The organism is Streptomyces tibetensis (genome assembly GCF_040647715.1).
GTDB classification, from domain to species: Bacteria; Actinomycetota; Actinomycetes; order Streptomycetales; family Streptomycetaceae; genus Streptomyces; species Streptomyces tibetensis_A.
The window spans coordinates 20370-41352 of sequence record NZ_JBEZCR010000008.1; the positions used below are offsets into that span (position 1 = coordinate 20370).

The 20983-nt window shown below is 71.3% G+C and carries 21 protein-coding genes; 15 read left to right on the top strand and 6 right to left on the bottom strand.

Annotated features, from left to right (window positions below):
• The first annotated feature begins 25 nt into the window (after nt 1-25).
• Both AB0B29_RS21660 and AB0B29_RS21665 read left to right on the top strand, forming a co-directional pair.
• Nucleotides 26-1168, top strand: a complete 1143-nt coding sequence (locus AB0B29_RS21660; RefSeq protein WP_362242105.1) for a glycosyltransferase family 4 protein — start codon at nt 26-28, stop codon at nt 1166-1168.
• A gap of 163 nt (nt 1169-1331) precedes the next feature.
• A complete protein-coding gene (locus tag AB0B29_RS21665) occupies nt 1332-2918 on the top strand; it encodes a GMC oxidoreductase (RefSeq protein WP_362243056.1) in 1587 nt (528 codons plus the stop codon).
• A 13-nt stretch (nt 2919-2931) separates the two neighbouring features.
• On the opposite strand, the gene AB0B29_RS21670 is transcribed toward AB0B29_RS21665, so the two are convergent.
• Entirely contained in the window at nt 2932-4728 is a 1797-nt protein-coding gene (locus AB0B29_RS21670) for an AMP-dependent synthetase/ligase (protein ID WP_362242107.1), read from the bottom strand.
• A 339-nt stretch (nt 4729-5067) separates the two neighbouring features.
• On the opposite strand from AB0B29_RS21670, the gene AB0B29_RS21675 reads away from it, so the two are divergent.
• The 6 genes from AB0B29_RS21675 (at nt 5068) to AB0B29_RS21700 (ending at nt 10229) form a co-directional block, all read left to right on the top strand.
• Nucleotides 5068-5823: a metallophosphoesterase family protein gene (locus AB0B29_RS21675; RefSeq protein WP_362243058.1), complete on the top strand. Its 756-nt coding sequence runs from the start codon at nt 5068-5070 to the stop codon at nt 5821-5823.
• Nucleotides 5824-5931: 108 nt separating this feature from the next.
• Nucleotides 5932-6369: an SRPBCC family protein gene (locus tag AB0B29_RS21680; RefSeq protein ID WP_362242109.1), complete on the top strand. Its 438-nt coding sequence runs from the start codon at nt 5932-5934 to the stop codon at nt 6367-6369.
• Nucleotides 6370-6508: 139 nt separating this feature from the next.
• Nucleotides 6509-7678, top strand: a complete 1170-nt coding sequence (locus AB0B29_RS21685) for an ArsA family ATPase (RefSeq protein WP_362242111.1) — start codon at nt 6509-6511, stop codon at nt 7676-7678.
• 103 nt (nt 7679-7781) lie between these two features.
• Nucleotides 7782-8282: a DUF5304 domain-containing protein gene (locus AB0B29_RS21690; protein ID WP_362242113.1), complete on the top strand. Its 501-nt coding sequence runs from the start codon at nt 7782-7784 to the stop codon at nt 8280-8282.
• 134 nt (nt 8283-8416) lie between these two features.
• Nucleotides 8417-9370, top strand: coding sequence for an ROK family glucokinase (locus AB0B29_RS21695; RefSeq protein ID WP_362242116.1), 954 nt, complete (start codon nt 8417-8419; stop codon nt 9368-9370).
• Between the two features lie 112 nt (nt 9371-9482).
• On the top strand, nt 9483-10229 hold the full coding sequence (locus tag AB0B29_RS21700) for an endonuclease/exonuclease/phosphatase family protein (protein ID WP_362242119.1): 747 nt from the start codon (nt 9483-9485) through the stop codon (nt 10227-10229).
• Here AB0B29_RS21700 and AB0B29_RS21705 read toward each other — a convergent pair.
• A complete protein-coding gene (locus AB0B29_RS21705) occupies nt 10226-10861 on the bottom strand; it encodes a hypothetical protein (RefSeq protein WP_362242121.1) in 636 nt (211 codons plus the stop codon). The genes AB0B29_RS21700 and AB0B29_RS21705 overlap by 4 nt on opposite strands.
• Complete coding sequence (locus tag AB0B29_RS21710; protein ID WP_362242123.1) at nt 10854-11651, bottom strand: alpha/beta hydrolase; 798 nt, start codon at nt 11649-11651, stop codon at nt 10854-10856. The genes AB0B29_RS21705 and AB0B29_RS21710 overlap by 8 nt, the downstream gene beginning before the upstream one ends.
• Before the next feature lie 203 nt (nt 11652-11854).
• Here AB0B29_RS21710 and AB0B29_RS21715 point away from each other — a divergent pair, with 203 nt between their 5' ends.
• From AB0B29_RS21715 to AB0B29_RS21730, 4 genes are read left to right on the top strand one after another with little or no spacing between them, the layout of a single operon-like run.
• The gene (locus AB0B29_RS21715; protein ID WP_362243061.1) at nt 11855-12688 is read left to right on the top strand and encodes a lysophospholipid acyltransferase family protein; all 834 of its coding nucleotides are present in this window, start codon (nt 11855-11857) and stop codon (nt 12686-12688) included.
• 28 nt (nt 12689-12716) lie between these two features.
• Nucleotides 12717-13943, top strand: coding sequence for a MacS family sensor histidine kinase (gene macS / locus AB0B29_RS21720; RefSeq protein WP_362242126.1), 1227 nt, complete (start codon nt 12717-12719; stop codon nt 13941-13943).
• The gene (locus AB0B29_RS21725) at nt 13940-14638 is read left to right on the top strand and encodes a response regulator transcription factor (protein ID WP_362242128.1); all 699 of its coding nucleotides are present in this window, start codon (nt 13940-13942) and stop codon (nt 14636-14638) included. The genes macS and AB0B29_RS21725 overlap by 4 nt, the downstream gene beginning before the upstream one ends.
• 53 nt (nt 14639-14691) lie before the next feature.
• Nucleotides 14692-15720 carry a 6-phosphofructokinase gene (locus AB0B29_RS21730; protein WP_362242131.1) on the top strand — a complete coding sequence of 343 codons (1029 nt, stop codon included), beginning with the start codon at nt 14692-14694 and terminating at the stop codon, nt 15718-15720.
• A 52-nt stretch (nt 15721-15772) separates the two neighbouring features.
• On the opposite strand, the gene AB0B29_RS21735 is transcribed toward AB0B29_RS21730, so the two are convergent.
• The gene (locus AB0B29_RS21735) at nt 15773-17638 is read right to left on the bottom strand and encodes an anthranilate synthase family protein (protein WP_362242133.1); all 1866 of its coding nucleotides are present in this window, start codon (nt 17636-17638) and stop codon (nt 15773-15775) included.
• A 105-nt stretch (nt 17639-17743) separates the two neighbouring features.
• A complete protein-coding gene (locus AB0B29_RS21740; protein WP_078602827.1) occupies nt 17744-17800 on the bottom strand; it encodes a trp operon leader peptide in 57 nt (18 codons plus the stop codon).
• A gap of 96 nt (nt 17801-17896) precedes the next feature.
• Here AB0B29_RS21740 and AB0B29_RS21745 point away from each other — a divergent pair, with 96 nt between their 5' ends.
• Both AB0B29_RS21745 and AB0B29_RS21750 read left to right on the top strand, forming a co-directional pair.
• Nucleotides 17897-19249, top strand: coding sequence for a class II 3-deoxy-7-phosphoheptulonate synthase (locus AB0B29_RS21745; protein WP_362242136.1), 1353 nt, complete (start codon nt 17897-17899; stop codon nt 19247-19249).
• Between the two features lie 149 nt (nt 19250-19398).
• Entirely contained in the window at nt 19399-19632 is a 234-nt protein-coding gene (locus tag AB0B29_RS21750; protein WP_362242138.1) for a (2Fe-2S)-binding protein, read from the top strand.
• A 33-nt stretch (nt 19633-19665) separates the two neighbouring features.
• Here AB0B29_RS21750 and bfr read toward each other — a convergent pair whose 3' ends face one another.
• Nucleotides 19666-20142, bottom strand: coding sequence for a bacterioferritin (gene bfr / locus AB0B29_RS21755; RefSeq protein ID WP_362242140.1), 477 nt, complete (start codon nt 20140-20142; stop codon nt 19666-19668).
• 175 nt (nt 20143-20317) lie between these two features.
• Between bfr and AB0B29_RS21760 the strand changes: the two genes are divergently transcribed.
• The gene (locus tag AB0B29_RS21760; RefSeq protein WP_362242143.1) at nt 20318-20968 is read left to right on the top strand and encodes a sulfite oxidase-like oxidoreductase; all 651 of its coding nucleotides are present in this window, start codon (nt 20318-20320) and stop codon (nt 20966-20968) included.
• The last annotated feature ends 15 nt before the right edge of the window (nt 20969-20983 follow it).

Genomic DNA, 20983 nt, shown 5'->3' on the forward strand with positions numbered 1-20983 from the left:
AGGGCGGTTCGGTAGGGTCGGCGGCGTGCGCAAGACCCTGATCGTGACGAACGACTTTCCGCCCAGGCCCGGGGGCATCCAGGCGTTTCTGCACAACATGGCGCTGCGGCTGGACCCGCAGCAGCTGGTCGTCTACGCCTCGACCTGGAAGCGGACCCGCGAGGGCGTCGAGGCGACCCGCGCCTTCGACGCCGAGCAGCCCTTCACCGTCGTACGGGACCGTACGACCATGCTGCTGCCGACGCCCGGTGCCACTCGTCGGGCCGTCGGCCTGCTGCGGGAGCACGGGTGCACCTCGGTGTGGTTCGGCGCGGCGGCCCCGCTCGGCCTGATGGCCCCGGCGCTGCGTGCCGCGGGCGCCGAGCGGCTGGTCGCCACCACGCACGGCCACGAGGCCGGCTGGGCGCAGCTGCCCGCCGCCCGGCAACTGCTGCGCCGGATCGGCGACGCCACGGACACGATCACCTACCTCGGCGAGTACACCCGCTCGCGGATCGGGACCGCGCTGACCCCCGACGCGGCCTCGCGCATGGTGCAGCTGCCGCCCGGCGTCGACGAGAAGACCTTCCACCCCGGCTCGGGCGGCGACGAGGTTCGGGCCCGGCTGGGCCTGACGGACCGCCCGGTGGTGGTGTGCGTCTCCCGGCTGGTGCGACGCAAGGGGCAGGACACCCTGATCCGGGCCATGCCCCGCATCCTCGCGGCCGAGCCCGACACCGTCCTGCTGATCGTCGGCGGCGGACCTTACGAGCAGGACCTGCGGCGGCTCGCGCACGAGACCGGCGTCGCCTCCGCCGTCCGCTTCACCGGCGCGGTCCCGTGGTCCGAGCTGCCCGCCCACTACGGCGCCGGCGACGTCTTCGCGATGCCGTGCCGCACCCGCCGCGGCGGCCTCGACGTCGAGGGCCTCGGCATCGTCTACCTGGAGGCCTCGGCGACGGGCCTCCCGGTCGTCGCCGGCGACTCGGGCGGCGCCCCGGACGCGGTCCTGGACGGCGAGACGGGCTGGGTGGTGCGCGGCGCTTCCCCCGAGGAGGCAGCCGACCGCATCACCGCCCTCCTCTCCGACGCGGAACTGCGCCGCAGGATGGGCGAGCGGGGCAGGCAGTGGGTCGAGGAGAAGTGGCGATGGGACCTGCTGGCGGAGCACCTCAGAGACTTGCTCTAGGGAAACAGGGCGCGAGGAACTGCGCGACAAGCCACAGGCAACCCGCATCCGCCCACAAGGATCAAGCCGCACCCCACTAGGCGGAACCACATATTCCGCCGATGCTGCGCGCATGACAGTAAAACTGATGCAGCGTCAGCTGACAAGACGTCAGATCCTCGGCATGGCGGCCCTGCAAACCGCTGCCACCCTCGGCTTCACCCGCATCGGCCTCCAAAGCGCCCGAGCCGCCCAGCCGGGCACCGTCGACACCGCCCCGGCGATCGTCGTCGGCTCCGGCTACGGCGGAGCGGTCGCCGCCCTCCGCCTCGCCCAGGCCGGCATCCGCACGATCGTCCTGGAGATGGGCCGCCTCTGGAACACCGCAGGCCCCGACGGCACGGTCTTCTGCACCACCAGCGCCCCCGACCACCGCTCCATGTGGTTCCGCACCCGCACCGAGGCCCCGCTCGGCACCTTCCTCTGGCTGGACGTCGTCAACCGGGACATCGGCCGCTACCCGGGCGTCCTGGACCGCGTGCACTTCGACCAGATGTCCGTCTACGTCGGCCGGGGCGTCGGCGGCGGCTCCCTGGTCAACGGGAGCATGGCGGTCACCCCGCCCCGGTCGTACTTCGCCGAGCAGTTCCCCACCGTCGACGCCGACGAGATGTACGGCACGTACTTCCCGCGCGCCCGCGCCGCCCTCGGTGTGAACACCGTCGACCCGGCCTGGTTCGAGTCGACGGAGTGGTACCGCTTCACCCGCGTCTCCCGCAAGCACGCCGAGAAGACCGGTCTGCGGATTACCTTCGTGCCGAGCGTCTACGACTTCGGCCACATGGAGCGGGAGGCGGCCGGCACCGCCCCGAAGTCGGCGCTCGGCGGCGAGGTCGTCTACGGCAACAACCACGGCAAGCGCAGCCTCGACAAGACCTACCTCGCCGCCGCGCTCGGCACCGGCAACGTCACCCTCCACACCCTGGAGAAGGTGCGCGCCATCAGCCGCGCGTCGGACGGGACCTGGGTCCTGACCGCCGACCGCATCGACGAGACCGGCAAGGTCGTCGAGACCAGGGAGTACGGCTGCAGGTACCTCTTCCTCGGCGGCGGCAGCCTCGGCACCACCGAACTGCTGCTGCGCGCCCGGGAGACGGGCACGCTGCCCGGCCTCGACGCCAGTGTCGGCGCCGGCTGGGGCACCAACGGCAACGTGATGCTGGGCCGGGCCAACCACCTCTGGGACACCGTCGGGGCGAACCAGTCGACCATGCCGGTCATGGGCATCGACGACTGGGCGAACACCGAGAACCCGGTGTTCGCCGAGATCGCCCCGCTGCCGACGGGCCTGGAGCACTGGGTGAGCCTCTACCTGGCGATCACCAGGAACCCGGAACGGGCGTCCTTCTCCTACGACACCGCCTCGGACCGGCTGCGGCTCGGCTGGACGGCCGCACACAGCGCGGTCTCCGTCGCCATGGCCAAGAAGCTCTTCGACCGCATCAACGCGGCCAACGCGACGATCTACCGCTACGACCTGTTCGGCGCGAAGAGCAAGGTCTTCGCCGACGACTTCACCTACCACCCGCTCGGCGGCTGCGTGCTGGGCCGGGCGACCGACGACTACGGCAGGGTCAGGGGATATCCCCGGCTGTACGTCACCGACGGCTCGCTCGTGCCCGGGTCGCTCGGGGTCAACCCGTTCGTGACCATCACCGCGCTCGCCGAACGCACGATGGCGCGGGTCCTCGCCGAGGACACCGCGCCATAGGGCGAGACGGAGGTCACTTCGCGTAGATCGCCTCGATCTCGTGCGCGTAGTCCTTCGCCACCACGTTGCGCTTCAGCTTCAGCGACGGCGTCAGGTGGCCCGACTCCTCCGTGAACTGGGAGTTCAGAATGCGGAACTTCCGCACCGATTCCGCCTTCGACACCGCGGCGTTGCCGTCGTCGATCGCCGCCTGGATCGCGGCCAGCAGGTCCGGGTCCTCGCTCAGCGACGCCGCGGTGGCACCCGCCGGCTTGCCGTGGTCGGAGCACCAACGGCCCAGGAACTCCTCGTCGATGGTGATCAGCGCGCCCACGAACGGCCGTCCGTCGCCCACCACCATGCACTCCGCGACCAGGGCGTGCGCCCGGATGCGGTCCTCGATCACGGCCGGGGCGACGTTCTTGCCGCCGGCGGTGACGATGATCTCCTTCTTGCGGCCGGTGATCCTCAGGTAGCCGTCCTCGTCGAGGGTGCCGATGTCACCGGTGTGGAACCAGCCGTCGGCCAGCGCCTCGGCGGTCGCGCCGGGGTTGTTCCAGTACTCCTTGAACAGGTGCTCGCCGTGCAGCAGCACCTCGCCGTCGTCGGCGATGCGCACCACCGAGCCGGGCAGCGGCTGGCCGACCGTGCCGATCTTCTGCCGGTCCCAGGGGTTGAACGCGGTGGCCGCGCAGGACTCGGTCAGGCCGTAGCCCTCCAGCACCGTGAAGCCGATGCCGCGGAAGAAGTGGCCCAGGCGCTCGCCGAGCGGGGCGCCGCCGGAGATGGCGTACTCGCCCCGGCCGCCGAGGACCGCGCGGAGTTTGCTGTAGACGAGCTTGTCGAACGTCTTGTACTTGATCTTCAGGCCGAGCGACGGGCCCGAGGGGGTGTCCAGCGCCTTGCTGTAGGCGATCGCGGTGTCGGCGGCCTTGTCGAAGATCTTGCCCTTGCCGTCGGCCTGGGCCTTGGCGCGCGCCGAGTTGTAGACCTTCTCGAAGACGCGCGGCACCCCGAGGATCAGCGTCGGACGGAACGCGGCCAACTCGTCGGTGAGGTCCTTGATGTCCGGGACCGTGCCCAGCTTGATCGGCGCCATCATGGGCGCGATCTGCACCAGCCGGCCGAAGACGTGTGCGAGCGGCAGGAAGAGCAGCACCGAGCACTCGCCCGTGCGGAACAGCGGACGCAGCCGCTCGACGATGTTGCCGCACTCGGCGAAGAAGCTGCGGTGGGTGAGCACACAGCCCTTGGGGCGGCCGGTGGTGCCGGAGGTGTAGACGATGGTCGCCGGGTCGTCGGCCTTGGCGAACGAGCCACGCTCCTCGACCGTCTCGTCGGTGACGTCCTGGCCGAGCCGGCCCAGCTCGTCGACGCCGCCGCCGTCGATCTGCCAGACGTGCTTGAGCGCCGGGAGCTGCTCGCGCACCGACTCGATCGCGGCCGAGTGGGCGTCCGACTCCACGACACAGGCGGTCGCGCCCGAGTCGCCGAGGATCCACAGCACCTGCTCCGCCGAACTGGTCTCGTACACCGGCACGGTCACCGCGCCCGCGCTCCAGATCGCGAAGTCCAGCAGCGTCCACTCGTAACGGGTGCGGGACATCAGACCCACCCGGTCGCCCGGCTGCACCCCGGCGGCGATCAGCCCCTTCGCCGCCGTGTGCACCTCGGCGAGGAATGTGGTGGCCGTGACGTCCTGCCAGCTGCCGCCGACCTTGCGGGCGATGACGGCGACGTCCGGGTGCTGCGCGGCGTTTCTGCGGACGATGTCGGTCAGGTTTCCGTCCGCAGGGACCTCGTACAAAGCCGGAAGGCTGAACTCGCGCAAGACTGCTGCTCCTCATAGGGCGCCGGCGCCACGACGGTGTGTGCTGCGACGGTGCGGTCCAAGGCTCGGGGAAGTGCTCGCGCATTCACTTGTTGAAATGCAGAGCACGACTGGACTGGCCGGACGTTACCCGCCGGTATGGCTTCTACGACAGGGGGTCCCGTCGAGATGTTCGCTGCGTCACACAGTTGGGTATTCCATTGCGCACAGTAGTCCACCTGCTAACTGACTGGCCAGTAACCGCAGGTAGGACCGCCACTGTTCACCATGGCAGCGCCCGACCTACGCTTGATCGTCATGGCACCCACACCAGCCCGGAATAACCGGACGCGCGTACACGTGGTCAGCGACGTGCACGGCAACGCCCGCGACCTGGCCAGGGCCGGCGAAGGCGCCGACGCCCTGATCTGCCTGGGCGACCTCGTCCTCTTCCTCGACTACGCCGACCACTCGCGCGGTATCTTCCCCGACCTGTTCGGCGTCGAGAACGCCGACCGCATCGTCGCGCTGCGCACCGCCCGCCGCTTCGAGGAGGCCCGGGTGTTCGGGGCCGGGCTGTGGGCCGGCCTCCAGGGCGACCGCGCCACGGTGATCGAGAAGGCGGTGCGCAAGCAGTACGCCGAGCTGTTCAGCGCCTTCCCCAGTCCTACGTACGCCACCTACGGCAACGTCGACATGCCGGCCCTGTGGCGGGAGTACGCCGGCCCCGGCACGACCGTCCTCGACGGTGAGCGCGTCGAGATCGGCGGCCGGGTCTTCGGCTTCGTCGGCGGCGGCCTGCGCACGCCGATGCGGACGCCGTACGAGATCAGCGACGAGGAGTACGCCGCGAAGATCGAGGCCGTGGGCGAGGTCGACGTGCTCTGCACCCACATCCCGCCCGAGGTCCCCGAGCTCGTCTACGACACCGTCGCCCGCCGTTTCGAACGCGGCAGCCGGGCCCTGCTGGACGCCATCCGCCGCACCCGGCCCCGTTACTCCCTCTTCGGGCACGTCCACCAGCCGCTGGTGCGAAGGATGCGGATCGGGGCGACCGAGTGCGTGAACGTGGGGCACTTCGCGGGCAGCGGGACGCCCTGGGCACTGGAGTGGTGAGGACGCCCCAGGTCGGGTGAGATCCGTGGGCCCCGTGCGCGGTAGCCTTCACGCTGCACGCACGTGCGCACGACCTCATACCGGCCCGCATCTGGAGGAGCCACGGCGATGGCGGAACACACCAGCTCGAGCATCACCATCGAGGCGGCCCCGGCCGACGTCATGGCGGTCATCGCCGATTTCGCCCGCTACCCGGACTGGACCGGTGAGGTGAAGGAGGCGGAGGTCCTCAAGACCGACGCCCAGGGCCGCGCCGAGCAGGTCCGCCTCGTCATGGACGCGGGCGCGATCAAGGACGACCAGGTCCTCGGATACACCTGGACCGGCGAGAACGAGGTGTCCTGGACCCTGGTGAAGTCCCAGATGCTGCGTTCCCTGGACGGCTCGTACGTCCTCAAGCCGTCCGGCACGGGCGGTACGGAGGTCACGTACCTGCTGACCGTGGACGTCAAGATCCCCATGCTCGGCATGATCAAGCGCAAGGCGGAGAAGGTCATCATCGACCGGGCGCTGGCGGGGCTGAAGAAGCGGGTGGAATCGGCTTGACCGCCGCCGCGGGGGTTTTGCACAGTCGCCGCTGACCGCCGCCGCCGGGGCGCCCGTGCGTGGTTCGGTGCGGGCGCATCGTGGTCGCTCGCGCAGTTCCCCGCGCCCCTTTGGGACGTCTGGGTTAGCGTTCATCCCCATGCGCACCATCCTGATCATGGGCCCCGGCGGCAGCGGGCGGACCACACTTGCCGCTGCCACCGCGCTCACCGCCGCCCGCGAGGGCAGCCGCACCCTCGTCCTCGGCACCGACCGCACCGACACCCTCGGTGCCGCACTGGGCGTGGCCACGGGGTCGAAGCCGGTCGAGGTCGCACCCCTTCTCACCGCCTGGCGCCCCGACGCCGCCCAGGACTTCCGCGAGGACCTCGCTGCTCTCCAGGACCGCGCCTCCTCCGCCCTGGACCTCCTCGGCGCCTCCCGCCTCGACCCCGACGAACTCACCCCCCTGCCCGGGGCCGAGCAACTCGCCCTGCTGCGCGCCCTGCGCGACGCCGCGCTGTCGGAGAAGTACGACACCCTCGTCGTCGACCTCCCCCCGGCCCCCGAGGCCCTCGCTCTGCTCGCCCTGCCCGAGGAACTCCGCCGCTATCTGCGCCGCCTCCTCCCGCCCGAACGGCAGGCCGCCCGCGCCCTGCGCCCCGTCCTGGGCCGCCTCGCCGGCGTCCCCATGCCGGCGGAGTGGCTCTATGAGACGGCGGCCCGCTGGGACCTGGAACTGGCCGCGGTCGAAGCGGTCGTCGCCGACCGCGGCACCCTCGTGCGCCTGGTCGCCGAGCCCGGCCCGGCCGGCGACGACATGCTGCGCACCGCCCGGCTCGGCCTCGCCCTGCGCGGTCTGCGCACCGACGTCGTGGTCGCCAACCGCGTCCTGCCCGAGGCCTCCCCGGACACCTGGCTCGCCGGTCCGGTCGCCCAGCAGCGCAAGACGCTGGAGGAGTGGCGTGAGAGCTATGACGTCCGCACCGTCGCGCACCTCGGACGCGACCCGCGTGGCACCGACGACCTCACCGCCCTCGCCGTGCCCGGCACCGGGCAGGCGGCCCCCGCCGTGGACTGGCCCGTGACCGACCGGCTCGGCGAGGACGGCGTGCTCGTCTGGCGGATCCCGCTGCCCGGCGCCATACGCGAGGAACTCGACCTCGTCCGGCGCGGTGACGAACTCGTCGTCACGGCGGGGACGTTCCGCCGGATCGTTCCGCTGCCCTCCGTACTGCGCCGCTGCACCGTCGACGGGGCCGCCCTGCGCGACGGTGAGCTGCGGATCCGCTTCGCGCCCGACCCGCAGTTGTGGCCGCAGGGCCGGTGAGACAGCGGGGCCGAACCGGGGGAACAGTGGCCGGCACGGCCCGTGAACCCGGTACGCCCGTTCGGGTAACGTCGTAGGGACGAACCGTAGTCAGGAGTCCGTGATGAGCGAAGATCTCCCTCCGGCCGGTGCCGCCCGGGAAGGGGCCGCGGACGACGTGCGGGCGAACGACGCCGACGCCTGGGCGACCGCGTGCGCCGAGGACCTCCAGGCGGAGAAGGCCCGCCGCCGCGCCGAGTACGGCACGCCTCCCGGCTCCGCGGCCGAGGAACTGAAGAAACTCGTCGACGCCGTCGCCGAGAAGCTGTCCGGCGTCCAGTCCCCCCTGCTCGGCGCGGTTGCGGGACCCGCCGCCCAGCAGGTCGTACGACAGGTCGTGCAGCAGGCCAAGGACGCTGTGGAACCCGTCATCGAACGCAACCCGGACGTCTTCGACCACCTGGCCGCGGCCGGGAACGAACTGCTCGCCGCCTACCGCTCCGCCGTCCAGGCCCAGGAACGCCGCTGGACCGGCCGCGACGACCAGGACGACCCCCGTGACCGGGGCGAACGCCGGGACGGCGGCGACGACGCCGGCCCCGGGGAGCGCATCGACCTGGACTGAGTCCCCGGACCCGGCCGAGAGGCGGCCCCGGTACGGCGTCCCGGGGGTGCCCAGCGTGCGGACGGACAGCGAAACCGGCGGCACGCCTCGGGTACCGTTGGCCTTAGCGGGGCTCGACCGAAACTGAGGGATTCATGGGACTCACCATCGGCGTCGACATCGGCGGCACGAAGATCGCGGCCGGCGTGGTCGATGAGGACGGCAACATCCTCTCGACCCACAAGGTGCCGACCCCGGGCACGGCTGAGGGCATCGTGGACGCCATCGCTTCGGCGGTGGACGGCGCACGCGTCGGTCACGACATCGTCGGCGTGGGCATCGGTGCCGCCGGCTACGTGAACCGGCAGCGCTCCGAGGTCTACTTCGCGCCCAACATCCACTGGCGCAACGAGCCGCTCAAGGACAAGGTCGAGGCCCGCGTGGGCCTCCCGGTGGTCGTGGAGAACGACGCGAACGCCGCGGCGTGGGGCGAGTACAAGTTCGGGGCCGGCAAGGGCCACCGCAACGTCATCTGCATCACGCTGGGCACCGGCCTCGGCGGCGGCATCATCATCGGCAACAAGCTGCGCCGCGGGCACTTCGGCGTGGCCGCCGAGTTCGGCCACATCCGCATGGTGCCGGACGGCCTGCTGTGCGGCTGCGGCTCGCAGGGCTGCTGGGAGCAGTACGCCTCCGGCCGCGCCCTCGTCCGGTACGCCAAGCAGCGCGCCAACGCCACTCCCGAGAACGCCGAGACCCTGCTCGGCCTCGGCGACGGCACGCCCGAGGGCATCGAGGGCAAGCACATCTCCATGGCGGCCCGCCAGGGCGACCGGGTGGCCGTCGACTCCTACCGCGAACTGGCCCGCTGGGTGGGCGCGGGCCTCGCCGACCTGGCCTCCCTCTTCGACCCCTCCGCGTTCATCGTCGGCGGCGGCCTCTCCGACGAGGGCGAACTGGTCCTCGGCCCGATCCGCAAGTCCTACAAGCGCTGGCTGGTCGGCGGCAACTGGCGCCCGGTGGCGGAGGTCAGAGCGGCGGAGCTGGGCAACAAGGCGGGCCTGGTCGGCGCAGCGGACCTGGCGCGGGAGCCCGACCCGATCATGTAAACGCCGTCAGGGTGCGCGCCCTGGGGGCGCGGGGAACTGCGCGACGAGCCACGAAGCACCGGCACTCGCGCACGATCCCCGCGCCTCGCCCCGCTGGGCGTAAATTGATCACATGCCGCTGCTCCCCAACTCCCGTACGGAACCCGATGGTTCCGCGGTCATCAGGGTCCTCAGCTACAACATCCGCTCCATGCGCGACGACACCGACGCCCTGGCCCGCGTCATCAAGGCCTGCGCACCCGACCTCGTCCTCATCCAGGAAGCCCCCCGCTTCTTCCGCTGGCGCAAGAAGCTCGCCCGCCTCGCCCTCGCCTCCGACCTGGTGATCGTCACCGGCGGTGCCACCACCACAGGCCCGGCCATCCTCAGCTCGCTCCGGGCGAGCGTCGAACGCACCGAGGACATCCTCCTGCCCCCCACCCCGGGCCTGCACCGCCGCGGCTTCGCCACCGCGGTCGTCCGTTTCGCCGGCGCCCGCCTCGGCGTGCTCAGCTGTCACCTGTCCCTGCAGAAGGACGAGCGCTACGAGCAGTCCGGCATGCTCCTGGACCGGCTCGCCGGCATGGGTGTGGAGCACATGGTCGCCGGCGGCGACCTGAACGAACGCCCCGACGGCCCGGCCTTCCGCCGACTGGCCGACGCCCTGACCGACTGCCGGGCCACGGCCCCCTGGGGCGGCGAGCACACCTGGACACCCACCGACCCCTACCAGCGCATCGACGCGATCTTCGCGACGAAGGGCATCGAGGTGCTGGGCTGCGGTGTGCCGTCCGGCCAGCCGGGGGTGTCCGACGCAGACCTGAGGGCGGCCACGGACCACCTCCCGGTCCTGGCCGCCCTCAGGATCCCGGCTTCCTAGACGACCGCGCCCCGCCCGGGGTCGTCGTCCTCCTCGTCGTCCGTGCGCATCCGCATCACCAGCGTCGCGAACCCGCCGAGGAACCCGCCGATGCCCAGCGTGGCCAGCCACCAGGTCATGTCCCAGCCGAGCAGCACGGCCAGCAGGAGCAGCACCGGCCCGCCGAGCACGCCGAGCCAGGCGAACTTGGCCGTCGGGTCGGCGGTGGGCAGCGGCGGCGGCTCGGGGGGCACGAAGTGGCCTTCGTCGTCCTCGTCGAAGTCGTCCTCGGCGGGTTCGGGCGTGGAGTAGTCACGCGGGCCGACGCCGGGCGCGAAGGAGACCGAGCCGCCCAGGGGCTTCACGGGCTCCTCCCCGGACCTGGGCCCCTCGGCCTCCTCCGACTCGACCGGCTTCACGGCGTCCCCGGACTTCACGGCCGTGTCGCCCCGGTCGCCGGCCGGCACGGTGTCATTGGTCCCGGTCGGCGGCAGGGCCAGGTCCTCGACGGACTTGAACGGCTTGGCGCCCGGCGGGTCCGGCGGCTCCTCGCCGTACCCGGCGACGATCGCCGCCCAGGCGGCCTCCTCGTCGAAGGGGACGCCCTTGTCGTCCGGCTCCCGGCCCTCACGGTCGGAGTCGTGCTCAGCCACCTGCGGTCGTCCCTTCCTTGCCGAGCCCGGGCTCCTCGCCGAGGCCGGACGCGATGCGGCCGATGAACGCGAGGCTCTCCTCGTGGATCCGGTCCGCGTCATGGTCCAACGTGGCGACGTGGTAGCTCTGTTCCAGGATGACCTCTTTCACGTCCGTCGACGAGATACGGCTGAGGATCCGGGCGGAGTCGACGGGCGGCACCACATGGTCCTGCGGGCTGCGCATCAGCAGCACCGGCTGGGTGACCTGCGGCAGCTCGCGGTCGGTTGCCTGGAAGAACTGCCGCAGAGAGTGTGCCGCGTGCAGCGGCACCCGGTCGTAGCCGAGCTCCCTGCCGTCCGGCTTGGCGATGTCGCTGGCGATGCCCTTCGTCGCGGGGACGAGGTGACGCACCACGGGGAGGGCGTGCGCGGCCAGGCCGTGCACCTTGTTCGCGGGATTGACGACCATGACACCGCGGACGGCGTCACCGTGCTTCGCGGCCAGCCGCAGGGCCAGCGCGCCGCCCATCGACAGCCCGGCCACGAAAACCGTCCCGCGGCGCCGGCACAGCAGGCGCAGCTCGCGGTCCACCTCCGCGTACCAGTCCTGCCAGCCGGTGATCCGCAGGTCCTCCCAGCGCGTGCCGTGCCCGGGCAGCAGCGGCAGGGAGACGGTCATGCCGTGCTCGGCGAGGTGCTCCGCCCAGGGGCGCAGCGACTGCGGTGAGCCGGTGAAGCCGTGGCAGAGGAGGACGGCGACCTCTCCGCCCTCGTGGTGAAACGGCTCGGCTCCGGCAAGGACCGGCACCTTCGGCCTCCTGGTCGGTGAGAAGGGACTGGCACGATCACGGAATGTCACGGAACGTCATGGAAGGGGTCGCACGGCGTTCGCGGGACCTTCACCGTACGCGACCGCACTGACACCGACCAGGGCCGTCGGCGCCTTTGACAGCGCTCCGGGTTAAGGTCTGATCGACACATACAGGAGGCACTCGGTTGTTGTACGGCGCGATGAAGGTCACCATCGGGGGTCCGCTGAAGCTCGCCTTCAGGCCCTGGGTCGAGGGCCTGGAGAACGTACCCGCCGAGGGCGCTGCGATCCTGGCGAGCAATCACCTGTCGTTCTCCGACTCGTTCTTCCTGCCCGCCGTCCTCGACCGCAAGGTCACCTTCATCGCGAAGGCCGAGTACTTCACCACCCCCGGTGTGAAGGGCCGGATGACGGCCGCCTTCTTCAAGGGCGTCGGGCAGCTCCCCGTGGACCGCTCCGGCGCGCGCGGCGCGGGTGAGGCCGCCATCAAGAGCGGCATAGAGGTGCTGGAGCGCGGTGAGCTGTTCGGGATCTACCCGGAGGGCACGCGCTCGCCCGACGGACGGCTCTACCGGGGCAAGCCGGGCGGCCTCGCGCGCGTGGCGCTCGCCACCGGCGCGCCCGTCATCCCCGTCGCCATGATCGACACGGAGAAGATCCAGCCGCCCGGGAAGGTCATGCCGAAGCTGATGCGGCCCGGCATCCGGATCGGCAAGCCCCTGGACTTCAGCCGCTACCAGGGCATGGAGCACGACCGGTTCGTGCTGCGCGCCGTGACCGACGAGGTCATGTACGAGATCATGAACCTCTCCGGCCAGGAATACGTCGACATGTACGCCACGGCCATGAAGCGGCAGCTCACGGAAGCGGCGAAGGCGGAGAAGGAAGCCGAGAAGGCGGCCAAGGCCGCCCTCGCGCGGGCGGAGAAGGAACAGGCCGCGAAGCAGCAGGCCGAGCTGGAACAGGCCGAGAAGCAGAAGCAGGCGGAGCAGCAGACGGGACAGCAGGCGGAGCAGCGGCGGACCGAGCCCTAGCCGGGGCTCGGGTCGGGGGGCGGGGGAGATGGTCAAGCGCGAGCGCGTCATGAGGATGTCGGTCGAGCAGCCCCTGTGGCGTGCGCTCACCGGCTACCGGGTGCTCACGATGCTGTACGCGGTCGGCCTGTTCGCCACCGCCTACGAGGAGTTCACCCGCCCCTGGATCGCCGTCGCCTACTACGCCGTGCTGTGCGGCTGGACCCTGGCCACCCTGCCCCGGGTCGCGAGCGCGGCCCGCTGCACCAAGCGCTTCCTCGCCGCCGACCTCACCGTCGCCCTCACCGGCATCCTGCTCACCCCCGTCGCCGACGCGCACGAGCGGGTCCAGTCGGGCGGCCCGACCCTGCCGTCGATATGGACCGCCGGCGCCGTCCTCGCCTTCGCCGTCAAGGGCGGCTGGCGCTGGGCGGCCCTCGCCTCCGGCCTGGTGGCCGTCGCCAACCTGGTCGAGCGCGGCAGCCCGGCCCGCGACACCGTGCACAACGTCATCCTGGTCTGCATCGCCTCCGTCGCCATCGGCTACGTCGTGGAGGTCGCCCGCGCCTCCGAGCGCACCCTCGCCCGCGCCCTGGAGATCGAGGCCGCCACCCGCGAGCGCGAGCGTCTGGCCCGGGACATCCACGACAGCGTGCTCCAGGTGCTGGCGATGGTGCAGCGCCGTGGGGCCGTGATCGGGGGAGAGGCGGCCGAGCTGGGCCGGATGGCCGGCGAGCAGGAGGTCGCGCTGCGCACCCTGGTCTCCGGCGGCCTCGTGCCCGTCTCCCGCGTGTCGGAGGACGCCGCGCAGGGAGCGGTCGTACGGGCCGTCGACGAGGAACCTCAGGAGAGCGGACCCGTCGACCTGCGTGCCCTGCTCGCGCCGTACGCCGGCGCCCTGGTCAGCCTCGCCGAGCCCGGCGCGCCCGTGCCGCTGGCGCCGGCCGCCGCCCGGGAGGTGGCCGCCGCCGTCGGAGCCGCCCTGGACAACGTCCGCCGGCATGCCGGCCGGGACGCGCGCGCGTGGATCCTGGTGGAGGACGAGCCGGACGAGGTGATCGTCACCGTACGGGACGACGGGCCGGGCATCCCGGAGGGACGGCTCGACCAGGCCGAGGGCGAGGGGCGGCTCGGTGTCGCCCTGTCGATCCGCGGCCGGCTGCGTGACCTCGGCGGCAGCGCCGAGCTGATCTCGGTGCCGGGCCAGGGCACGGAGGTCGAACTGAAGGTACCGAAGGACGTGACGAACACACGGGGGAAGGCGGAGCAGCGATGACGGAGACCACCGGAGGCCGGCAGGACCCGCAGGAGCCGATCAAGGTCATGGTCGTCGACGACCACCCCATGTGGCGCGACGCGGTCGCCCGGGACCTGGCCGAGTCGGGCTTCGAGGTGGTCGCCACCGCGGGCGACGGCGAGCAGGCCGTACGCCGCGCCAAGGCCGCCGCCCCCGACGTCCTGGTGCTCGACCTGAACCTGCCGGCCAAGCCCGGCGTGCACGTCTGCAAGGAGGTCGTCGCCGCGAACCCCGCCCTGCGGGTGCTCGTGCTGTCCGCGAGCGGCGAGCACGCCGACGTCCTGGAGGCCGTGAAGTCCGGCGCGACCGGCTATCTGCTGAAGTCCGCCTCCACCGGGGAACTGCAGGACGCGGTCCGCCGCACGGCCGTCGGCGACCCGGTCTTCACCCCCGGCCTCGCCGGACTGGTCCTCGGCGAGTACCGCCGCCTGGCCTCCGAACCCGCCCCCGCCGCAGACACCGACGAACCCAAGGCGCCCCGGCTCACCGACCGCGAGACCGAGGTGCTGCGCCTGGTCGCCAAGGGCCTGAGCTACAAGCAGATCGCCGAACGCCTGGTCATCTCCCACCGCACGGTGCAGAACCACGTCCAGAACACCCTCGGCAAGCTCCAGCTGCACAACCGCGTGGAGCTCGTCAGGTACGCGATAGAGCGCGGCCTCGACGACGAGTGAGGCGCACGTCACACTGACCTTTCGTCAGGTACCTGCGGCGAAGGGACTGTTCCATGCGCGTCGGAGTACTGACCGGAGGCGGCGACTGCCCCGGCCTCAACGCCGTCATCCGGGCCGTCGTCCGCAAGGGCGTACAGGAGTACGGCTACGACTTCACCGGCTTCCGGGACGGCTGGCGAGGGCCCATGGAAGGCGACACCGTCCGGCTCGACATTCCCGCGGTGCGCGGCATCCTGCCCCGCGGCGGCACCATCCTCGGCTCCTCGCGGACCAACCCGCTGAAGGTGGAGAACGGCATCCGCCGGATCAAGGAGACCCTCGCCGGACTGGAGGTGGAGGCGCTCATCGCGATCGGCGGCGAGGACACCCTGGGCGTGGCCGCCCGCCTGTCCGACGAGCACGGCGTGCCCTGCGTGGGCGTTCCGAAGACCATCGACAACGACCTGTCCGCCACCGACTACACCTTCGGCTTCGACACCGCCGTCGGCATCGCCACCGAGGCCATCGACCGGCTGCACACCACCGCCGAGTCCCACATGCGGGTCCTGGTCGTCGAGGTGATGGGCCGGCACGCCGGCTGGATCGCCCTCCACTCCGGCCTGGCCGGCGGCGCCAACGTCATCCTCATCCCCGAGCAGCGCTTCGACGTCGAGCAGGTGTGCACGTGGGTGACCTCCCGCTTCCGGGCGTCGTACGCGCCGATCGTGGTGGTCGCCGAGGGGGCGATGCCGAAGGACGGCGACATGGTCCTCAAGGACCAGTCCCTGGACTCCTTCGGGCACGTGCGGCTGTCCGGGGTGGGCGAGTGGCTCGCCAAGCAGATCGAGAAGCGCACCGGGAAGGAAGCCCGTACGACCGTCCTGGGGCATGTCCAGCGCGGCGGCACCCCCAGCGCCTTCGACCGCTGGCTCGCCACCCGCTTCGGTCTTCACGCCATCGACTGCGTCCGGGACCGCGACTTCGGCCGGATGGTCGCCCTGCGCGGCACCGACATCGTCCGCGTCCCCCTCGCGGACGCCACGGCCCGCCTGAAGACGGTCGACCCCGCGCTGTACGGGGAGGTCGGGGTGTTCTTCGGCTGACCACCGGGCATCCGGTGCCGGCCGGGGCCGTGCGGTCCCGGCCGGTCCGTACCTACACCGAGGGTGCGTTCGTCCCCCGCAGCCGGCCCACCAAGTCCCGCACGATCAAGGACCCGTTCAGGCTCAGTACCGACTCCGGGTGGAACTGCACCCCGGCGAACCCCGGCGCGCGCAGGGCGTGCACCTCACCGCCCGCGGCGCGCGAGACCTCGACGCCGTGGGCCGACAGCTCGGCCGCCGCCTCGTCGTCGCAGCGTGCCACGAAGCTGTTGTAGAACCCGACGGTCTCCCGCCGCCCGAACAGGTCGATCTCCGTCTGCGCCCCCTGGAAGGGCACGTCCTTGCGCACGATGTCCAGGCCCAGCTCGGCCGCGATCAGCTCGTGCCCGAGGCAGACACCCAGCACACCCTGCCGTTCGCCCCTGATGACCTCGGCGGTGAGGGAGCGCAGGAACCGCATCTTCGGATCCGCCAGGTCGGACGGGTCCCCCGGCCCGGGCCCCAGCACCACCGGGCCCTCGTGCCCGAGCACCGCCTCCCGCAGCCCCGCCTCGTCGTACCGCCGCACGCTCACCTCCAGGCCGCCTGCCCGTAGCAGGTGCGCGAGCATCGCCGTGAAGGTGTCCTCGCCGTCGACGACCAGGGCGTGGCCCGCCGGTTCCGGCGAGCGCTCCTGCATCCGCAGCCAGAAGGGCGCGAGCGAGGCCCGGCGTCCGTCCAGCGCGGCCCGCACGCGCGGGTCGTCGGCGAGGCGCGGCCGGGTGTGCTCGGCACGCGGCCGGGACGGCCCCACTCCCAGGGCCGCCAGCACACCCGCCGCCTTGGCGTGCGTCTCGGCCACCTCGCCCGCCGGGTCCGAGCCGCGCACGAGGGTCGCGCCGACCGGTACCCGCAGCCGCCCGCCCGCGTCGATGTCGGCGGTGCGGATCAGGATGGGGGAGTCGAGGGTCTGGACCCCGCCCCCGTCCCGGCCGATCAGGGCCAGGGCACCCGCGTAGTACCCCCGCCCCCCGCTCTCGTGCCGCTCGATCACCCGGCAGGCGTTCTGCACCGGCGAGCCGGTGACGGTCGCCGCGAACATGGTCTCCCTCAGCACCTCCCGCACGTCCAGCGTGGACCTGCCGCGCAGCTCGTACTCGGTGTGCGCGAGGTGCGCCATCTCCTTGAGCCGGGGCCCGACCACCACTCCGCCCATGTCGCCGACGGTGCACATCATCTTGAGCTCCTCGTCGACGACCATCGACAGCTCCTCGATCTCCTTGCCGTCGGCGAGGAAGTCCAGCAGGTGCTCCGGCGTCGGCCCCTCGACGGGGTAGCGGTAGGTGCCGCTGATCGGGTTCATGACGACCGTGCCGCCGGACATCCGGACGTGCACCTCGGGGCTGGCCCCGACCAGCGTGCGGTCCCCCGTGTGCACGACGAACGTCCAGTACGCCCCGCGCTCACCCTCCAGCAGCCGCCGGAACAGCGCCAGCGCGTCGGCCCGGCCGAAGCCGGGGATCTCGCCCTGGTAGGTCCGCCGGATCACGAAGTTCGCGCCCTCGCCCCGCCCGATCTCCTCCCGCAGCACGCGCCCGACGATCTCGCCGTACTCCTCGTCGGCGACGTCGAAGCCGCCGCCCTCGACGCGCACGTCGTGCGCCGGGAGCTGCTCCAGGGCGTCAGCCAGCGGGACGGCGTACGACTCCTCGGGCGAGAGTGCCAGCAGGGGCGTGCCGTCGTCGCGGACGTCGAAACCGCGCTCGCGGATCTGCCGGAAGGGCACCAGCGCGAGGCTCCGGTCGGGGAGGTCGGCGAGCCGGTCGTGCGGGGTGACCGGGCCGATCAGGACCTCGACCAGATCGTGGTCGTGGCCCGGGGTGCGGCGGCGCAGCAGGGCGAACGGACGGGAGTCGTCCGGCAAGCCGAGCAGGTTCATGGTCCGTGCTCCATCTCGGTGAGTCTCGGTGAGAGAGGAACGGACCCCGGGAAACGCCGAAGGCCGCCCCTCGGGCGGCCTTCGCGAAGTCTTGGGTACGCGCAGTCAGCGGGCCGCCGGATGAGCGGTCCACCACCAGGTCTGGATCGAGTGCGCGAACATGCCACGCACCCTACCCCATGTCCGAGGAGTGTTCGGGGTGTCTCACTTCCTGGGCATGGGTCAGGACCCCCGACACGACCCCGTAATGTTGGTGGCGTGACCGTGAACGCTAAGACCAGCGCGAGTGCTGGCAACACCTGGCGAAACCTGCCCGCGGCGCAGCAGCCCGAGTACCCCGACCCCGAGGCTCTGCGCGCAGTCGTTGCGGACCTCGAGTCGTATCCGCCGCTCGTCTTCGCGGGCGAGTGCGACCAGCTGCGCGCCCGGATGGCGGCCGTCGCCAAGGGAGAGGCGTTCCTCCTCCAGGGCGGCGACTGCGCCGAGGCCTTCGACGCGGTGTCCGCCGACCACATCCGCAACAAGCTCAAGACCCTGCTCCAGATGGGTGCGGTGCTGACGTACGCCGCCTCGGTGCCGGTCGTCAAGGTCGGCCGCATCGCCGGCCAGTACTCCAAGCCCCGCTCCAAGGGCACGGAGACCCGTGACGGCGTGACGCTGCCCACCTACCGGGGCGACTCCGTCAACGGCTTCGAGTTCAACGAGAAGGCGCGGATCCCGGACCCCGAGCGGCTGAAGCGGATGTACCACGCGTCCGCCTCCACGCTGAACCTCGTGCGGGCCTTCACCACCGGCGGCTACGCCGACCTGCGCCAGGTGCACGCCTGGAACCAGGACTTCGTGAAGTCGTCCCCGTCGGGGCAGCGCTACGAGCAGCTGGCGCGCGAGATCGACAACGCGCTGAACTTCATGCACGCCTGCGGGACCGACCCGGAGGAGTTCAAGACGGTCGAGTTCTACGCCTCGCACGAGGCGCTGCTGCTCGACTACGAGTCCGCGCTGACCAGGGTCGACTCGCGCACCGGGCAGCTGTACGACGTCTCCGGGCACATGGTGTGGATCGGTGAGCGCACCCGGCAGCTCGACCACGCGCACATCGAGTTCGCCTCGAAGATCCGCAACCCGATCGGCATCAAGCTGGGCCCGACGACGACGGCCGAGGACGCGCTGCAGTACATCGAGCGCCTCGACCCCGAGCGGGAGCCGGGCCGGCTGACCTTCATCGTCCGCATGGGCGCCGACAAGGTCCGCGACAAGCTCCCCGAGCTGGTGGAGAAGGTCACCGCCTCCGGCGCGACCGTCGCCTGGGTGACCGACCCGATGCACGGCAACACCTTCGAGGCGGCCTCCGGGCACAAGACCCGCCGCTTCGACGACGTGCTCGACGAGGTCAAGGGCTTCTTCGAGGTCCACAAGGCCCTCGGCACCCACCCGGGAGGCATCCACGTGGAGCTCACCGGCGACGACGTCACGGAGTGCGTGGGCGGCGGCGACGAGATCTTCGTCGACGATCTGCACCAGCGCTACGAGACGGCCTGCGACCCGCGGCTCAACCGCAGCCAGTCGCTCGACCTGGCGTTCCTCGTGGCCGAGATGTACAGGGACCAGTAACGGGTCCGCCTGTTACCCCGACACGGACTGGGGCGCGGATCACACGATCCGCGCCCCGCTCCACTTTTCCGCTCCCGACCCGACCGGTAAGGTTAGGTTAGCCTCACCGATCAACGGGGACGGCAGATCCGGGAACGACCCGTCGGGAGGTGGACCGCGTGTACGTCTGCAGTTGCTTCGGCATCACCGAGCAGCAGGTCAAGCAGCATGCGGACGACGGTGCCTGCACCCCCCGGCAGATAGCCTCCGCCTGCAAGGCGGGCACCGACTGCGGGTCCTGTGTACGCCGCATCCAGGCGATCCTGGGCAGGGGGTCCTGCCCCCGCCGCGACCTGGCCGACCGGGGCGAGCCGGTACTCACGGAAATGAAGGACGCCGCCTGACGCCCGCGTCACCGACCTGTACGGGCAGCAGACCTAACTCGGCTGCTCGATCTGCTGCGCGAGGTACAGCGCCTCGCCGAGCTTGTCGATCAGCTCCAGCTGCGTGTCCAGGTAGTCGATGTGGTGCTCCTCGTCCTCGAGGATGGACTCGAAGAGGTTCGCGGACGTGACGTCGCCCTTGCTGCGCATCACCTCGATACCGCGCCTGAGCCGGTCGATCGCCTCGACCTCGACCTGTCGGTCCGCCTGGAACATCTCGGTGACCGTCTGGCCGACCCGCACATGGAAGAGCCGCTGGTAGTTGGGCAGGCCGTCCAGCATGAGAATGCGCTCGGTGATCTTGTCCGCGTGCTTCATCTCGTCGATGGATTCTTCACGCGTGTACTTGGCGAGCTTGGTCCAGCCGTTGTTGTCCTGGATCCGGTAGTGCAGCCAGTACTGGTTGATCGCCGTCAGCTCGCCGGTCAGCTGCTCGTTGAGGAATTCGAGGACCTCGGGGTCGCCCTGCATCGCAGAGGCTCCTTCCGCGCGGGGGGAACTGGCAGGTTGCGCCGCATGATTCCACTGGCGAAGAAGATCGTCCAGTAAGTCTGCACTTAGTAAGTAAGGGCATGCTTAGTCGAATTTGTCCGTTTCGGGGTGGCCTCGGTCAGGGGCACCACCCGGGGTCTGTCAGGATGGAGTCATGGGTCAGCCGCTGGAACACGAATCGGGAGAAGGGCGCGATCCAGCAGGAGCGGCGCAGCCGGAGCTGCCCCCGGGCCAGCGGCTGCAACGCGGCTGGCCGGTCACGCACTACGGGCCCGTCCCCAAGTTCCGGCCCGAGCGCTGGGAGTTCCGCGTCTTCGGTGCCACCGCCGGCGGCGGCAAACACTGCTGGACGCACGAGGAGTTCACGGCCCTGCCCCACACCACCGTCGTGGCCGACCTGCACTGCGTCACGAAGTTCAGCATGCTGGGCGCCGAGTGGGGCGGCATCCCCGCCCGCACGCTCCTCGACCTCGCCCCGCCCGCGGACGACGTCACCCATGTGATGGTGTGGGCCGAGTACGGATTCAGCTCCAACCTCCGGCTGTCCGACTTCGTCGACGAGCAGGTCCTGTTCGCCACCCACAAGGACGGCGAGCTGCTCACCGCCGAGCACGGCTTCCCCCTGCGCCTGATCGTCCCCCACCTCTACGCCTGGAAGGGCCCCAAGTGGGTGCGCGGTGTGGAGTACATGACCGCCGACCGGCGGGGCTTCTGGGAGGAGCGCGGCTACCACAACATCGGCGACCCCTGGCAGGAACAGCGCTACTCCTACCAGGAGCTGCCGGGGGACGGCCCCGGCCTCTGAGTCCCGGTCTCTGAG

Coding starts and splice junctions, on each gene's coding strand:
- AB0B29_RS21735 (WP_362242133.1), bottom strand. CDS start 17,638: ATGAACCTGCTCGGCTTGCCGGACGACTCCCGTCCGTTCGCCCTGCTG.
- AB0B29_RS21700 (WP_362242119.1), top strand. CDS start 9,483: ATGCCGCTGCTCCCCAACTCCCGTACGGAACCCGATGGTTCCGCGGTC.
- AB0B29_RS21685 (WP_362242111.1), top strand. CDS start 6,509: ATGCGCACCATCCTGATCATGGGCCCCGGCGGCAGCGGGCGGACCACA.
- AB0B29_RS21695 (WP_362242116.1), top strand. CDS start 8,417: ATGGGACTCACCATCGGCGTCGACATCGGCGGCACGAAGATCGCGGCC.
- AB0B29_RS21680 (WP_362242109.1), top strand. CDS start 5,932: ATGGCGGAACACACCAGCTCGAGCATCACCATCGAGGCGGCCCCGGCC.
- bfr (WP_362242140.1), bottom strand. CDS start 20,142: ATGCAGGGCGACCCCGAGGTCCTCGAATTCCTCAACGAGCAGCTGACC.
- AB0B29_RS21760 (WP_362242143.1), top strand. CDS start 20,318: ATGGGTCAGCCGCTGGAACACGAATCGGGAGAAGGGCGCGATCCAGCA.
- AB0B29_RS21725 (WP_362242128.1), top strand. CDS start 13,940: ATGACGGAGACCACCGGAGGCCGGCAGGACCCGCAGGAGCCGATCAAG.
- AB0B29_RS21730 (WP_362242131.1), top strand. CDS start 14,692: ATGCGCGTCGGAGTACTGACCGGAGGCGGCGACTGCCCCGGCCTCAAC.
- macS (WP_362242126.1), top strand. CDS start 12,717: ATGGTCAAGCGCGAGCGCGTCATGAGGATGTCGGTCGAGCAGCCCCTG.
- AB0B29_RS21690 (WP_362242113.1), top strand. CDS start 7,782: ATGAGCGAAGATCTCCCTCCGGCCGGTGCCGCCCGGGAAGGGGCCGCG.
- AB0B29_RS21715 (WP_362243061.1), top strand. CDS start 11,855: ATGAAGGTCACCATCGGGGGTCCGCTGAAGCTCGCCTTCAGGCCCTGG.
- AB0B29_RS21665 (WP_362243056.1), top strand. CDS start 1,332: ATGGCGGCCCTGCAAACCGCTGCCACCCTCGGCTTCACCCGCATCGGC.